General features: G+C 66.3%; 8 protein-coding genes. 3 read left to right on the forward strand and 5 right to left on the reverse strand.

Translation table 11 applies throughout. The features are described from left to right. Positions 1–120: 120 nt before the first annotated feature. A complete protein-coding gene (locus tag AC1DOP_RS08415; protein ID WP_441934802.1) occupies positions 121–2,373 on the forward strand; it encodes a family 1 glycosylhydrolase in 2,253 nt (750 codons plus the stop codon). Between the two features lie 212 nt (positions 2,374–2,585). Continuing rightward, positions 2,586–3,530 carry a VirK/YbjX family protein gene (locus AC1DOP_RS08420; RefSeq protein WP_441934801.1) on the forward strand — a complete coding sequence of 315 codons (945 nt, stop codon included), beginning with the start codon at positions 2,586–2,588 and terminating at the stop codon, positions 3,528–3,530. 219 nt (positions 3,531–3,749) lie between these two features. On the opposite strand, the gene waaF is transcribed toward AC1DOP_RS08420, so the two are convergent. From waaF to AC1DOP_RS08435, 3 genes are read right to left on the reverse strand one after another with little or no spacing between them, the layout of a single operon-like run. After that, a complete protein-coding gene (gene waaF, locus AC1DOP_RS08425) occupies positions 3,750–4,787 on the reverse strand; it encodes a lipopolysaccharide heptosyltransferase II (protein ID WP_441934800.1) in 1,038 nt (345 codons plus the stop codon). Further along, positions 4,784–6,529, reverse strand: coding sequence for a lipid A export permease/ATP-binding protein MsbA (gene msbA / locus AC1DOP_RS08430; protein WP_477250754.1), 1,746 nt, complete (start codon positions 6,527–6,529; stop codon positions 4,784–4,786). Before msbA ends, waaF begins: the two co-directional genes overlap by 4 nt. Next, positions 6,507–7,487 (reverse strand): O-antigen ligase family protein, encoded by a 981-nt coding sequence (locus tag AC1DOP_RS08435; protein ID WP_441934798.1) that lies wholly within the window; start codon positions 7,485–7,487, stop codon positions 6,507–6,509. Before AC1DOP_RS08435 ends, msbA begins: the two co-directional genes overlap by 23 nt. A gap of 316 nt (positions 7,488–7,803) precedes the next feature. Between AC1DOP_RS08435 and AC1DOP_RS08440 the strand changes: the two genes are divergently transcribed. Next, positions 7,804–8,625 carry a glycosyltransferase family 2 protein gene (locus AC1DOP_RS08440; protein ID WP_441934797.1) on the forward strand — a complete coding sequence of 274 codons (822 nt, stop codon included), beginning with the start codon at positions 7,804–7,806 and terminating at the stop codon, positions 8,623–8,625. A 221-nt stretch (positions 8,626–8,846) separates the two neighbouring features. Here AC1DOP_RS08440 and AC1DOP_RS08445 read toward each other — a convergent pair whose 3' ends face one another. Both AC1DOP_RS08445 and dnaE read right to left on the reverse strand, forming a co-directional pair. Continuing rightward, a complete protein-coding gene (locus AC1DOP_RS08445) occupies positions 8,847–10,397 on the reverse strand; it encodes a methyl-accepting chemotaxis protein (protein ID WP_477250755.1) in 1,551 nt (516 codons plus the stop codon). Between the two features lie 178 nt (positions 10,398–10,575). Next, complete coding sequence (gene dnaE / locus AC1DOP_RS08450) at positions 10,576–14,070, reverse strand: DNA polymerase III subunit alpha (protein WP_477250756.1); 3,495 nt, start codon at positions 14,068–14,070, stop codon at positions 10,576–10,578. Positions 14,071–14,096: the final 26 nt, after the last annotated feature.

Consider the following 14,096-nt stretch of genomic DNA (forward strand, 5'->3'; position numbering starts at 1 on the left):
TTCCCTCGCCTCCTATACGTAGGACTTGTCCTAAATCGAGTCTATATGTTCGGTGGACCACAAAAGAAGATGGGTCCGCCGACTAGGCTTAGACCTTGGTTCAAAACCGCAGGAAGACTCATGAATCTGAACAACCATATCCAGCCCGCAACATCGCCGCTCCAGCTCTGGGGCGGCCTCGAATGCACCGTCAACCGCGTACGCGACAATTACTTCTCCCAGATGGAACGCAACGGCCATGCAGCCCGCCTGCAGGACCTGGAGCGCTTTGCCTCGCTCGGCATCCGCGCGATCCGCTACCCAGTCCTGTGGGAGCGCACCGCGCCCGACGGCATCGACAGCGCAGACTGGTCATGGCCGGACGAACGCCTGCCCGTACTGCAGCAACTGGGCGTCACGCCCATCGTCGGCCTGGTCCACCACGGCAGCGGCCCGCGCCACACCAGCCTGGTATCGAGCGACTTCCCCGAGAAGCTGTCGGAATACGCCGGCGCGGTGGCGCGGCGCTACCCCTGGATCGAGTACTACACCCCGGTCAACGAGATCTGCACCACCGCCCGCTTCTCCGGCCTGAACGGGGTCTGGTACCCGCACGGCAGCAGCGAAGCGACCTTCGTCCGCGCCCTCATCAATCAGTGCCGCGCGACCGTGCTGGCGATGCGCGAGATCCGGAAGGTCAATCCGGACGCGAAACTGGTGCAGACCGACGACCTGTCGCGCACCTACGGCACGTCCGAAATGGCGGAGTTCACGAATTTTTTCAACGAGCGCCGCTGGCTCGGCTGGGACATGCTGTGCGGCCGGATCGACGAGAACCACGCCCTGTGGGACTACCTGCTGGAATCCGAGGCAAGCGCCGAGGAACTGCTGTGGTTCAGGGAGAACCCCTGCCCGCCCGACATCATGGGCGTCAACTATTACATCACCAGCGAGCGCTGGCTCGACCATCGCCTCGATCGCTATCCGGACAGCCGCCATACCCAGTACCGTGGCGTCCCGCATGTGGACATCGAGTGCCCGCGCGTGCTGGCCACGCCGACCCCGGGCATCGGGCCGCTGCTGCAGGAGATCTGGGAGCGCTACGGTCTGCCGATCGCGATCACCGAGGCCCATATCGACGCCAACCGCGAAGACCAGCTGCGCTGGCTGGTCGAGATCTGGAACGCCGCCAAGAAAGTGCAGCAGAACGGCGCCGACATCCGCGCCGTCACCGTCTGGGCCCTGCTCGGCTCCTTCGACTGGAACTGCCTGGTGACCGAATGCCGCGGCTACTACGAGCCCGGTCCCTACGACGTGCGCGGCCCGCAGCCGCGCCAGACCGCGGTGGCGCACCTGATGCGCGAGCTGTCCACCGGCCGTCCGCTGTCGCATCCGGTGCTGCAGGGCCAGGGCTGGTGGCGCCGTCCGGGACGCCTCTGGGCCAAGCCGGTGGCGACCCGCGAAGCGGTCGCCGACATCAACGACCGCGGCGCCTTCCGCTCGACCTTCCCGCAGCCGATCCTGATCACCGGCGCCACCGGCACCCTGGGCCGCGCCTTCGCCCGCATCTGCGAGCGGCGCAACCTGGCCTGCCACGTGCTGAGCCGCCAGGAGATGGACATCGCCGACCCGGCCTCGGTGGAAGCGGCGATCGTGCGCTACAAGCCCTGGGCGATCGTCAATGCCAGCGGCTATGTGCGGGTCGACGATGCCGAGCGGGAGCTCGAGCGCTGCATGCGCGAGAACGCCCACGGTCCCACCGTGCTGGCGCTGGCGGCGATCCGCCACGCGGTGCGCTTCCTGACCTTCTCCAGCGACCTGGTGTTCGACGGCAGCCTGGGCCGCCCTTATGTCGAATCCGACCGGGTGGCGCCGCTGAACGCCTATGGCCGCAGCAAGGCCGAGGCCGAGCGCCGTGTGCTGGATTCCGACCCGCAGGCACTGGTGGTGCGCACCAGCGCCTTCTTCGGTCCATGGGACGAGCACAACTTCGTGACCCAGGCGCTGGCGGCCCTGTCCGCCGGCCGGCCTTTCGCGGCGGCCGGCGACATGACGGTGTCGCCGACCTATGTGCCGGACCTGGTGAATGCCTGCCTCGACCTGCTGATCGACAAGGAGTCCGGCATCTGGCACCTGAGCAACGGCGAGGCCATGAGCTGGGCCGAGCTGGCCCAGCGTGCCTGCGCCGCCGCCGGCATCGATCCGGCCGGCCTCGAGGTGCGTACGGCTGCCGAGCTCGGAATGACGGCGCCGCGTCCCCTCCACAGCGCGCTGACCAGCGAGCGCGGCCTGATCCTGCCCTCCTTCGGCGACGCCCTGGGACGCTATCTGCGCGAGCGTGAACTGGGCGGGGAAAGCTTCGGCCAGGAAGAGTCGGCGCATTACGCCAGCTGATCAGTTCGTTTGATCAAAAAGCAACAGCCGCGCCAATTTTGGGCGGCTGTTGCTGTTTATATGCTTGACGAATAGCATTGTATTTACCATCGGGACTTCTTTAGTTACACTGTGTTACATAGCGTTACGTTACGCGATTCCGTGTTCACAGCCATGTCCGCCTGCCTTGTCTTATCGATCTCTTTTCCTCTTGCCAGCGCAGGGAGCCCGGAATGAAGCTTTATCGTGAAGAACGGGGCTGGGCCGAACGGCTCATCGCCGCCGCCACGCCGTCCGTCACCCTGGACTCGGCGGTTCCTTCCCACCTGTCGCGCCTGCCGCTGCTGCGCGAGCGGATCAAGATCCGCGTGCGCGCCCTGCTGCATCCGCTGCAGACCCCGGCCTGGCTGCACCTGCTGAATTCCCATCCGGCCTTCTCGGAATACGTGCGCAACTGCCCGCGCTTCCTGTACAAGGTCTACCGCCCGTATAACAGCCAGGCCCTGACGGCCGGGGAAAGGCTGGCGGCGATCCAGGCCCACTACCAGTTTATCTTCCGCCTCGGCCTCGGCCAGACGGTGGCGCGCGCCAGCATCGGGCCGGTGGTGCTGGCGGCTGCCGAAGGCAAGAGCGGCCTGCCCTACGAGATCCAGCTGCGCACGGTGAACATGTTCGACCGCGAAGGCGAACTGGTCATGCAACTGGCCCAGGACGGCAAGGTGATCTACACGGTGGCCTTCACGATCGCTCCGCGCGCCGGCCGTCCGGCCATCAGCATCGGCTGCGTCCAGGGCGGCAAGCTTGACGACGCCCGCGAAGCGATCCGCCTGGCCACCCGTGACCTGCACGGCCTCCGCCCCAAGCAGTTGATGGTGAGCCTGGTGCGCCAGCTCGGCTTCGAATACGGCTGCGAGCGCCTGCACCTGGTCTCGAACCGCAACCGTGTGATCTACACGGCGATCCGCCTCGGCCGCGTGCTGGCGGATTACGACCTGCTGTGGGAAGAGATGGGCGCCGTCAGGAACGCCAGCGGCGACTACGAACTGGAGTGCGCCCCGATAGCGGCGCCGGACCTGGAAAACATCCCGTCGAAGAAGCGCTCGGAAGCAAGAAAGCGCCACGAACTGCTGTGCGGCCTCGCCGAAGGCGTCTGCCTCAACCTGCGCGCCCGCAGCTGACCATCAAATTCGGGGTCATCAAATTCGGGGTCAGAGCACTTTTTTGAGCAATGGCCCCAGATAAACCTTTTGGTCCGGCCGAGGGCCCGAAGGCGCTCCCTTCCGGGCGATGCCGACGCTGCGGTCTGCAAAGGTAGTCCTTGGCGATTGCCCGAGGGCTTTTGCCAAAAAAAGTGCTCTGACCCCGAATTTTTAAAAAGTGCTCTGACCCCGAATTTTTCAGGTGCGGGTCAGGATGGGGGCCAGTTCGTTCCAGACGCGATCCACGCTCATCTTGTTCATGCAGTCGTGATGCCCCAGCGGGCATTCGCGCTTGCGGCAGGGCGAGCATTCCAGGCGCAGGGAGACGGTGCGTGCGATTTCCGACAGCGGCGGCGCGTAGTCCGGATCGGTCGAGCCGTACAGCGCCACCACCGGGCGGTTCAGGGCCGAGGCGATGTGCAGCAGGCCCGAGTCGTTGGAGACCACCGCGCGCGCCTGCGCCAGCAGGGCGATGGCGTCGTCCAGCGAGGTCTGGCCGGCCAGGTTGAGGATGAGGCTGGATGCGGCGCCGGCCCTGGCCAGGACCTGGTCGCAGGCTTCCTGGTCGTTCGGCGATCCGAGCAGCGCCACCTGCACGCCCGGCACCGTGTCCGCCACGCGCGCCGCCAGCTCGCCGTAGTGGGCCGGCGGCCAGCGCTTGGCGATGCCGAACTCCGCGCCCGGGGCGAAGGCCACCAGCGGGCGCTGCAGGTCGATGCCGAGGCGCCGGGCGACGGTCTCGGTTTCTTCGCCGGCCACGATCAGCGAGGGCCGCGCCAGCTGGCCCGGCAGCGGCAGCTCGGGCTCGCGCGCCAGCGCCGCGTAGAACGGCACCATCGAGCGCGGCGGGCTGTCGTCGTGGTGCATCACGTTGACCATCCCGTAGCGCATCTCTCCCTTGTAGCCGACCCGTTGCGGAATCCGCGCGAGCCAGGGGATCAAGGCATATTTCAGGGTGTTCGGCAGCACATAGGCGTCGCGGTAGCCGCGCTTGCGCAGCTGCCGCGCCGTCTTCAGGCGCTCGCCCAGCTGCAGGGCGCGGTGCCGGAACGGCGTCTCCATGATCTGGTCGGCTTCCTGGATGCGGCGCCACACCGGCACCACCTGCGGCGGCGCCAGCACGTCGATGGCGCGCTCCGGGTGGGCCTGCTTGAGCAGGCGCAGCAGGGGCTGGGCCATCACGGCGTCGCCGATCCAGTTCGGCGAGATGACGAGGGTGCGCTCCTGGCCGTTCATGTCGCTTCCGCCGGGGTCGTGAACTGCAGCCGGTACAGGTTGGCGTAGGCGCGGCCCAGCGCCAGCAGCTCGTCGTGGGTGCCCTGTTCGACGATGCGGCCCTGCTCCATCACCACGATCAGGTCGGCGCGCTCGATGGTCGACAGGCGGTGCGCGACCACGAAGGTGGTGCGGCCAGCCATCAAGGTATCGAGCGCGGCCTGCACGGCGCGTTCGGATTCGTTGTCGAGCGCCGACGTCGCCTCGTCGAGGATCAGGATCGGCGCATCCTTGTAGATGGCGCGCGCGATCGCCACGCGCTGGCGCTGGCCGCCGGACAGGCGCATGCCGTTCTCGCCGATCATGGTCTCGACGCCGTTCGGCAGGCGCGCCACCACGTCGTCGAGGTGGGCCGCCTTGATCGCCGCCGCCAGCCGCGCATAGTCGACCTGCTCGGCGCCGTAGGCGATGTTGGCCTTCAGTGTGTCGTCGAACAGCACCACGTTCTGGCCCACCAGGGCCAGCTGGGAACGCAGGCTGGGCATCCGGATGTCCTGGTAGGGCACGCCGTCCAGCAGGATGCGGCCGCTCTCCGGCTCGTAGAACCGCGCGACCAGATTGACGAAGGTGGACTTGCCGCCGCCCGACATCCCGACCAGGGCCACGGTCTGGCCCGGCTCGACGTCGAGCGACACTTCGTCCAGCGCCCGCGCCTGGACGTTCGGGTAGCGGAAGGAAACGCGCTCGAAGCGCACCCGGCCTTGTGCGCGGCCGAGCGAGCGCGTGCCCGGATCGTGCTCGACCGGCTCGTCGATCAGCTGGAACACGGTCTCGGCGGCCGCAATCCCGCGCTGCATGGGGCCGTTCACTTCGGCCAGCGCCTTCAGCGGCGTCAGCAGCATCAGCATCGAGGTGACGAAAGCGGTGAATTCGCCCTGGGTCATGCCGGCGCGCAGGGCCAGCATCACCACCAGCGACAGCGCCAGCGAGGTCGCGATCTGGGTCACCGGCGTGGTGGCGGCAAAGGCGACCGTCATGCGCTGCGAGAAGCCGCGCAGGGCTTCGCTGCGCTGATGGAAGCGCCGGTTCTCGTAGCGCTCGCCGGAGAACACGCGAATCACCTGGTAGCCGCGCGCGGCTTCCTCGACCACCTGGGTCATCTCGGCGGTGACGCGCTGGTTCTCCCGGTTCAGGTGACGCAGGCGCTTGCTGGTGGTGCGCACGATCACCGCGGTCAGCGGCACCACCACGATCGCCACCAGGGTCAGCTTCCAGTTCAGGTGCAGCAGATAGCCCAGCAGGCCGATCACCACCAGCGTGTCGCGCACGAAGGCGACGAACACCGACTGGATCATGTCCACGACCTGGCGCACGTCGGCCACCACGGTGTTGATGATCTTGCCGGTGGACTCCTGCTGGAAGCGCGCCGCCGGCAGGCGCAGCAGGCGCTCGAAGGCCATCGCGCGCAGGTCGTTGGTCATCCGGCTCAGCACCCAGTTGTTGTAGTAGGCGGTGGCGAAGGTGCCGACGCCGCGCAGGACGAACAGCGACACCAGCACGCCGGGAATCCACCACAGCGAGAAGCCGGGCGTTTCGCGGAAGCCTTCGTCCATCAGCAGCTGCAGCGCCTTGGCGACCAGCGGTTGGGTGGCGGCCGTCAGCGCCATCGCCAGCAGCGCCAGGAAGGCGCGCCCGCGATAGGGTTTCAGGATCGCCCAGAGGCGCTTGATGATGACACTGTTATCCAATTTTTTCTTTCGCATTCAGGCAGAAGCCCATGAGCAGGAACACCATGAGCGCGTAAAACAGGCTGCCTTTCACCGACCAGAAGATCACTTCGGTCAGGCCGAAGCTCACGTAGCTGGTCACAACCAATACGCCGGCCAGCGCGACCGCCGCCTGCGGACCGCCGGGCGCGCCGCGCAGCTGACCCGCGAAGAACAGCAGCGGCGCCGCCATCGTCGCCAGCCACAGCGCGAAGCCGACCACGCCGCCGGTCGCCAATTCCTGCAATCCGTCATTATGCAGGTGCGGCAGCGACAATACCACCGGGTCGAGCCTGCCTTCGTGGGCATATTCGGCCAGGCGCGCGCGGCAGGCCTGGAAATCCATCCCCAGCAGCGGATGCTCGGCGATCAGCATGGAAGCGCCCTTCCACAGCTCGAGCCGGGTACCGACCCGGGTAAAGACGTTGCCGCCGTCGACCCAGGTGCGGACGTCGCTCACGCCTTCGTCGAAGCGCGCCTGCATGCCGCTGGCCGGCACGAACCAGGACACCAGCACCACCGCCGCGCCGACTGCCAGCAGGGCGCGCACCCGGGCGCCGCCCAGCATCCGCGCATGGCGCAGGAACAGCAGCGCCGCCAGCGCCAGCGCCAGCCAGCCGCCGCGGCTGCCGGTCAGCAGCGAGGACGCCAGCCCGGCCAGCGCGCCGAAGGCCGCCAGCCTGGACTGCCGCGGCTCGTCGCGCAAGTCGATCGCGGCCGTCACCGACAGCAGCGCCAGCAGCAGCGCCAGGTCGCCGAAGGTGATCGCATTGATCAGGCCGCCCGGGCGGTCGATTCCCAGCACCAGCCGCTGCCAGGCCACGAAGGGCAAGGCCGCCATCGCGCCGGCGATCACGCCCCACCACAGCATGCGGCGCGGCGGCCGCAGCGCCAGTACTGCCGCCAGCGCACTCACCGCAAAGAACATGCGCGCCGGCTTTTCCACCGTGTTCATATTTGCTCCGCGCACCAAGGCACAGCCCAGCACGAACAAGAAGTGCAGCAGAAAGGCTAGCACGACCCAGCGCACCTGCGGCCAATGGCGCGCCAGCGCGTCACGGCACGGCTTGAACGAGATCAAAGCGGTGATCAGGAACAGGAAACTACCAAGACTGACGCCGAACAGGGTGACGAGGCTTAGAAACGGAAACAGGAAGGCAAGGGAGCCGGTCCAGAGCTGCACTGGATCCCTTGGATTCGTCGAATTACTGTTCATTGATGTTCTTGTGGGATACTCTTGCCCCTGAATACAGCAGTGTACATCGGACCATATGCGGCACGCACAGACAATCTCGGTCGTGATCACCACCTACAACCGGCCGGATGCGCTGGCCGCGGTGGTGCGGGCATGTTTCATGCAGAACGACAAGAATTTCGAAATCATTATCGCTGATGATGGCTCGACTGCCAACACGCGTAACCTTGTGCAACAACTCGCGGCGGACGCGCCGATGCCGGTTCACCACGTCTGGCAGCCCGACGAGGGCTTCCGCGCGGCGATGGCGCGCAACCGCGGCACCCTGGCCGCGCAGGGTGAATACATCATTTTCCTGGACGGCGACTGCATCCCGCAGCGCGACTTCATCGCGCGCCACCGGGCCCTGTCGGAACCGGGCTGCCTGGTCTCCGGCAGCCGCATCCTGATGAGCGAGCGCCTGACGCGGCGGGTATTGAACGAAGGCATCGAGATTCCGGACACCGGCCTCGCCACCCGCATGGCCTGGCGCCTGCGCGGCGACCTGAACAAGACGCTGCAGCTGGGCCTGCGCTGGCCCGACCTGGGGCGCGTGCGCAACAGCTTCTCCTGGCGGCGCATCAAGAGCTGCAACCTGGCGGTCTGGCGCAGCGACCTGGAACGCGTGAACGGCTTCGACGAGAGTTTTACGGGATGGGGCCACGAGGATTCGGATCTCGTGGTGCGCCTGTTTCACGCCGGCGTGAAACGGAAGGATGGGGCGTTTGCCACCGAAGTATTCCACCTGTGGCACCGCGAGGCGCAGCGGGATCAGGAGTCCAGCAACCGGAAGGTGGTGCTGGAGCGGGCGGCGGCCAAGGTGACGCAGGCGACCGTCGGATTACGCGAACACGCTTGAGCCGTCGTTCCCGCATTCACCCGTCGTTCCCGCATTCACCCGTCGTCCACGCATTCACCCGTCGTCCCCGCGTTCACCCGTCGTCCCCGCGCAGGCGGGGATCCAAGTTCTGCTTGAGCTGTCGAAACGCATGCAAACTTGGGGGGATAGTGCCGGGGGCACTATCCCGCCTTCGCGGGGACGACGGTAGTTTGCACGGACGACGGCAACTTTCGAGGTTTTTAGGCAGCCACCCGGAACACACTGACCGTCCGCGCCAGCTTCGCCGCCTGCTCCTGCATCGCTTCCGACGCCGCCGCCGCTTCCTCCACCAGCGAGGCATTCTGCTGGGTCACCTGGTCCATCTGGGCAATCGCCTGGTTGATGTGCTCGATGCCCGTGCCCTGCTCCCGGGTGGCGCTGCTGATCGCGCCGATCATGCTGCTGACGCGGTTCACGCTGGCGACGATCTCCTGCATCGTGGCGCCGGCATCCAGCACCAGCGTCGCGCCGTCGCCGACCTTCTCGACCGAGTCGCCGATCAGTTCCTTGATCTCCTTGGCCGCCTGGGCCGAGCGCTGGGCCAGATTGCGCACCTCGCCCGCCACCACCGCGAAGCCCCTGCCCTGCTCGCCCGCGCGCGCCGCCTCGACCGCCGCGTTCAGCGCCAGGATATTGGTCTGGAAAGCGATGCCGTCGATGACGCCGATGATGTCGACGATCTTGTTGGACGACGCCTTGATCGCTTCCATGGTGTCGACCACGCGCGCCACCACCTCGCCGCCGCGGTCGGCCACACCGGCGGCCGATTCGGCCAGCTGGCTGGCCTGGCGCGCGTTCTCGGCGCTCTGTTTGACGGTGCTGGTCAGCTCCTCCATCGAGGCCGCTGTCTCTTCCAGCGAGCTGGCCTGCTCCTCGGTGCGGCTCGACAGGTCCAGGTTGCCGCTGGCGATCTGGCTCGAGGCCGTCGCGATCAGGTCGGTGCCGCTGCGCACCTGGGTCACGATGCCGGCGAGGGCGTCGCGCATGGCTTTCATGGCCGCCATCAGGCTGTCGCGGTCGCCTTCGCGCACGATCACTTCCGTGCCGAGGTCGCCGCCGGCGATGCGCCGCGCCACCTCGACCGCATAGCCCGGATCGCCGCCCAGCGAGGCTTCGATCTTGCGGGTCAGGAGCACGACCACCACGCCCAAGGCCGCGCCGATGAGCGTCAGCCAGATCGCCGATTCGCCCAGATTCCGGTAGAAGGCCTGGTCGAGGTCGTCGATGTACAGGCCGGTCATGATGTTCCAGCCCCAGGGTCGATAGGCCAGGGTGTAGGTCAGCTTCGGCACCGGCTTCTGCGCACCCGGCTTGGCCCACAGGTAGCTGGTGAAGCCGCCGCCGTCCTTCGACGCGTTGGCGGTGGCGATGGCGTCCAGGAAGACCTGGCGGCCTTCCGGATCGCGGGTGGCGCTGGTCTTCGAGCCGACCAGCTCGGCCTTGATCGGATGCATCAGCACCTGCTCGCCGTCGAACACGACCAGGTAGCCGGACTCGCCGTAGCGCAGCGCCTTGATGCGGGCCAGCGCCTGCATCTTCGCTTCCTCGATCGTCAGCGCATGGCTGGCCGCCAGCGCGCCGTATTCCTTGGCGATCGACGCCGCCATCTGGCCGGCATCGGCGAGCTGGGTCTTGCGCTCGTCAAGACGGACTTCGCGGTTGTGCAGGGAGTCGAGGACGAATACCGCGAACAGGCAAAGCAGGCTCAGCAGCAGCGGAAGGAAGAGTTTCTGTCGGAAGGAGAGTTTCATGGTGACGACACGATAAGTTGCCCTGGGACACTATCGCCAAAACCGTGCTGAAACTCGATGACAAGAAATTAAATATGGAAGATATTTTTGTGTTCAGTATCTAAACCGAACGTTGTCGCGCGTGGGCACGGTGTGCCCACCCAGGTTATCGATGCGCACCGTGCCCACGCTCGCTGCATCAATACTCGACCGCCACTTCTTTCGCCCCCAGCTGCAGCTCGAGCGCATATTTCAACTCGTCCGACGGCGCCACCCGCCAGCCGTCGCCCAGCTGCACCACGCAGGGAATGCCCTGCGGCGACACGCGCAGGCTGACCGGCAGGCCGTCGTGCTGGCGGTAGGGCTGCAGGATCTCGGCCAGCTTGGCCGGGCTGATCGTGCAGGCGACCTCCATCTCCAGCTTGTGGCCGTACTGGATGCGCGCCTCGGCGATGCCGAAGGCCTTCTCGGCGGTGATGCGCAGGCCGCCGTTGAAGCGGTCTTCCGAGACCTTGCCGACCACCAGCAGGAATTCGTCTTCGCGGAAGATGTTCTTGTTGGCCTCGAACAGCTCGTTGTAGATCGTGACTTCGACCACCGATGTCTTGTCGTCCAGGGTGACGATCAGGATCTTGCCGCGCTGGGTCAGCTGGGTGCGCACGCCGGTGATCACGCCGCACAGCATGCGCGGATCGCGCGACGGCTCCAGGTCCTTCAGCTTGGTCTTGGCGAAGCGCCGCACTTCCTGCTGGTACGAGTCGAACATGTGGCCCGACAGGTAGTAGCCGAGCGCAGTCTTCTCTTCCGACAGCTTCTGCCGGTCGGTCCAGGGCGTGGCCTTCACATACTCCGGTGGTGCGACCAGGTCGGAGTCAATGCCGCCGAACAGGCTGACCTGGTTCGCCGCCGCAGCCGCCTGGCCGGCCGCTTCCATCGCGAAGCCGACGGAAGCCAGCAGCACCGCGCGGTCGACGCCGAAGCAGTCCATGGCGCCGGCGCGGATCAGGGATTCGATGGTGCGGCGGTTGATCTGCTTGCGGTCCACGCGCAGGCAGAAGTCGAACAGGTCCTTGAACTTGCCGCCGTCCTTGCGCGCCGCGATGATGGCTTCGATCGCGCCCTGGCCGGCGCCCTTCACGCCGCCCAGGCCGTAGCGGATGTTCGACACCTGCTTGCCGGTGACGGAGCGCGGCGGGCCTTCCGGCGTGAAGCGGAACTGCGATTCGTTGACGTCCGGCGGCAGGATGGTCAGCTTGCAGACGTCGATCGAATCCTCGACCAGGATCTTGATCTTGTCCGTGTCTTCCATGGCCAGCGACATGTTGGCTGCCATGAACGCGGCGGTGTGGTGGACCTTCAAATACGCCGTGTGATACGACAGCAGCGCATAGGCGGCGGCGTGCGACTTGTTGAAGCCGTAGCCCGCGAACTTCTCCATCAGGTCGAAGATCTCGTCGGCCTTCTCGGTCGACAAGCCGTCCTTGGCGGCGCCGGCGCGGAAGATTTCGCGGTGCTCCGCCATCTCCTCGGCCTTCTTCTTGCCCATCGCGCGGCGCAGCATGTCCGCACCGCCCAGCGAGTAGCCGCCGACGATCTGCGCCATCTGCATCACCTGCTCCTGGTAGACCATGATGCCGTAGGTCTCGGACAGGATGGACTCGGTGCGCGGGTCCGGATAGTCGAACTTCTCGCCGTGCTTGCGCTTGCAGAAGTCCGGGATCAGGTCCATCGGGCCCGGACGGTAGAGCGCCACCAGCGCAATAATGTCCTCGAAGCGGTCGGGACGCGCATCCTTCAGCATGCCCTGCATGCCGCGCGATTCAAGCTGGAACACGGCGACGGTCTTCGCCTCCGTCAGCAGCTTGTACGAAGGCCGGTCGGTCAGCGGCAGCGATTCCAGGTTGAAGCCGGCGTCCTGCGGATCGAGCGCGCGGATGTAGTTCACGGCGCGGTCGAGGATGGTCAGGGTGGTCAGGCCCAGGAAGTCGAACTTCACCAGGCCGGCGGCTTCGACGTCGTCCTTGTCGTACTGCGAGACCACGCCGGCGTCGCCGCCCTGGGTGTACAGCGGGCAGAAGTCGGTCAGCTTGCCGGGGGCGATCAGCACGCCGCCGGCGTGCATGCCGATGTTACGGGTGATGCCCTCGACCTGCTGGGCAAGATCCAGCAGCTGCTGCACCTCTTCCTCGTTCTCGAGGCGTTCCTTGAGCATCGGCTCTTCTTCGATCGCCTCGGCAATCGAGACCGGCTTGCCCGGCTTGAACGGAATCAGCTTGGAGATGCCATCGCAGAAGGTATAGCCGAAGTCCATCACACGGCCGACGTCGCGGATCGCGCCCTTGGCCGCCATGGTACCGAAGGTGGCAATCTGCGAGACCGCGTCGCGGCCGTACAGGTCCTTCACGTGCTGGATCACCAGCTCTCGCTTTTCCTGGCAAAAGTCGATGTCGAAGTCGGGCATCGAGACGCGTTCCGGGTTCAGGAAGCGCTCGAACAGCAGGTTGTATTTCAGCGGATCGAGGTCGGTGATCTTGAGGGCGTAAGCGACCAGCGAGCCCGCGCCGGAACCGCGGCCCGGGCCGATCGGCACGCCGTTGTTCTTGCCCCACTGGATGAACTCCGCCACGATCAGGAAGTAGCCCGGGAACTTCATCTTGATGATGGTGTTGTTCTCGAACTCCAGGCGCGCTTCGTAGCGCGGGCGTTCCTTTTCGCGCTGCTCCGGATCCGGGAACAGCTGGACCAGGCGTTCCTCCAGTCCCTTCCTGGTCTCGGCGATGAGAAACTCGTCGATGGTCATGCCCGGGGTCGGGAAGTTCGGCAGCTGCGGCTTGCCCAGCGTGAGCGTAACATTGCAGCGCTTGGCGATTTCGACGGAATTGGCGAGCGCGCCCGGCAAATCCTTGAACAGCTCGGCCATCTCGTCCTGGGACTTGAAGCACATGTTCTCGTTGAAGCGGCGCACGCGCTTGGCGTTGGCCAGCATCTCGCCTTCCGCAATACAGACGCGCGCTTCGTGGGCGATGAATTCTTCCTTCTTGATGAACTGCACCGGGTGGGTCGCCACCACCGGCAGCCCGAGGCGGCCGGCCAGCGCCACCGAGTGGCGCACCTGCTGCTCCTGGTTGGGCTGGCCGGCACGCTGGATCTCGACGTAGAAATGGCCCGGGAAGATGCGCGCCCAGCGCTGTGCGCAGGCCTCGGCCTTCTCGATGTCGCCGTTGTCGATGGCCTGGGCGACGTCGCCGAAGGGGCCGCCCGACAGGACGATCAGGGCGTTCGACTGCGGCACGTCCGGCTCCAGGGTCGATACCGACGTCGCCAGAGCTTCCAGCCACTCGACGCGGATTTCCGCCCTGCCCTTGTACTGGTTGGTGAGCCAGGCCTTGGACAGCAGCTCGCACAGCTGCAGGTAGCCGGTCTTGTTCTTGCAGAGGATCAGCAGGCGGAACGGCTTGTCGCGGTTCTCGTCGTTGGTGATCCAGGCGTCGACCCCGACGATGGGCTTGAGGCCCTTGCCGCGCGCGGCCTTGTAGAAGCGGACCAGGGCGAAGGCGTTGGCCAGGTCGGTCACCGCCAGCGCCGGCTGCTGGTCCTTCACGGCCGCAGCCACCAGGTCGTCGATGCGGACCAGGCCGTCGACGATCGAGTATTCGGAGTGTACGCGCAGGTGGGTAAAAGTCGGGGCAGTCATCCCATCATTTTACCGCGCCCGGCCCG

This window comes from Massilia sp. 01N410 (assembly GCF_056399665.1).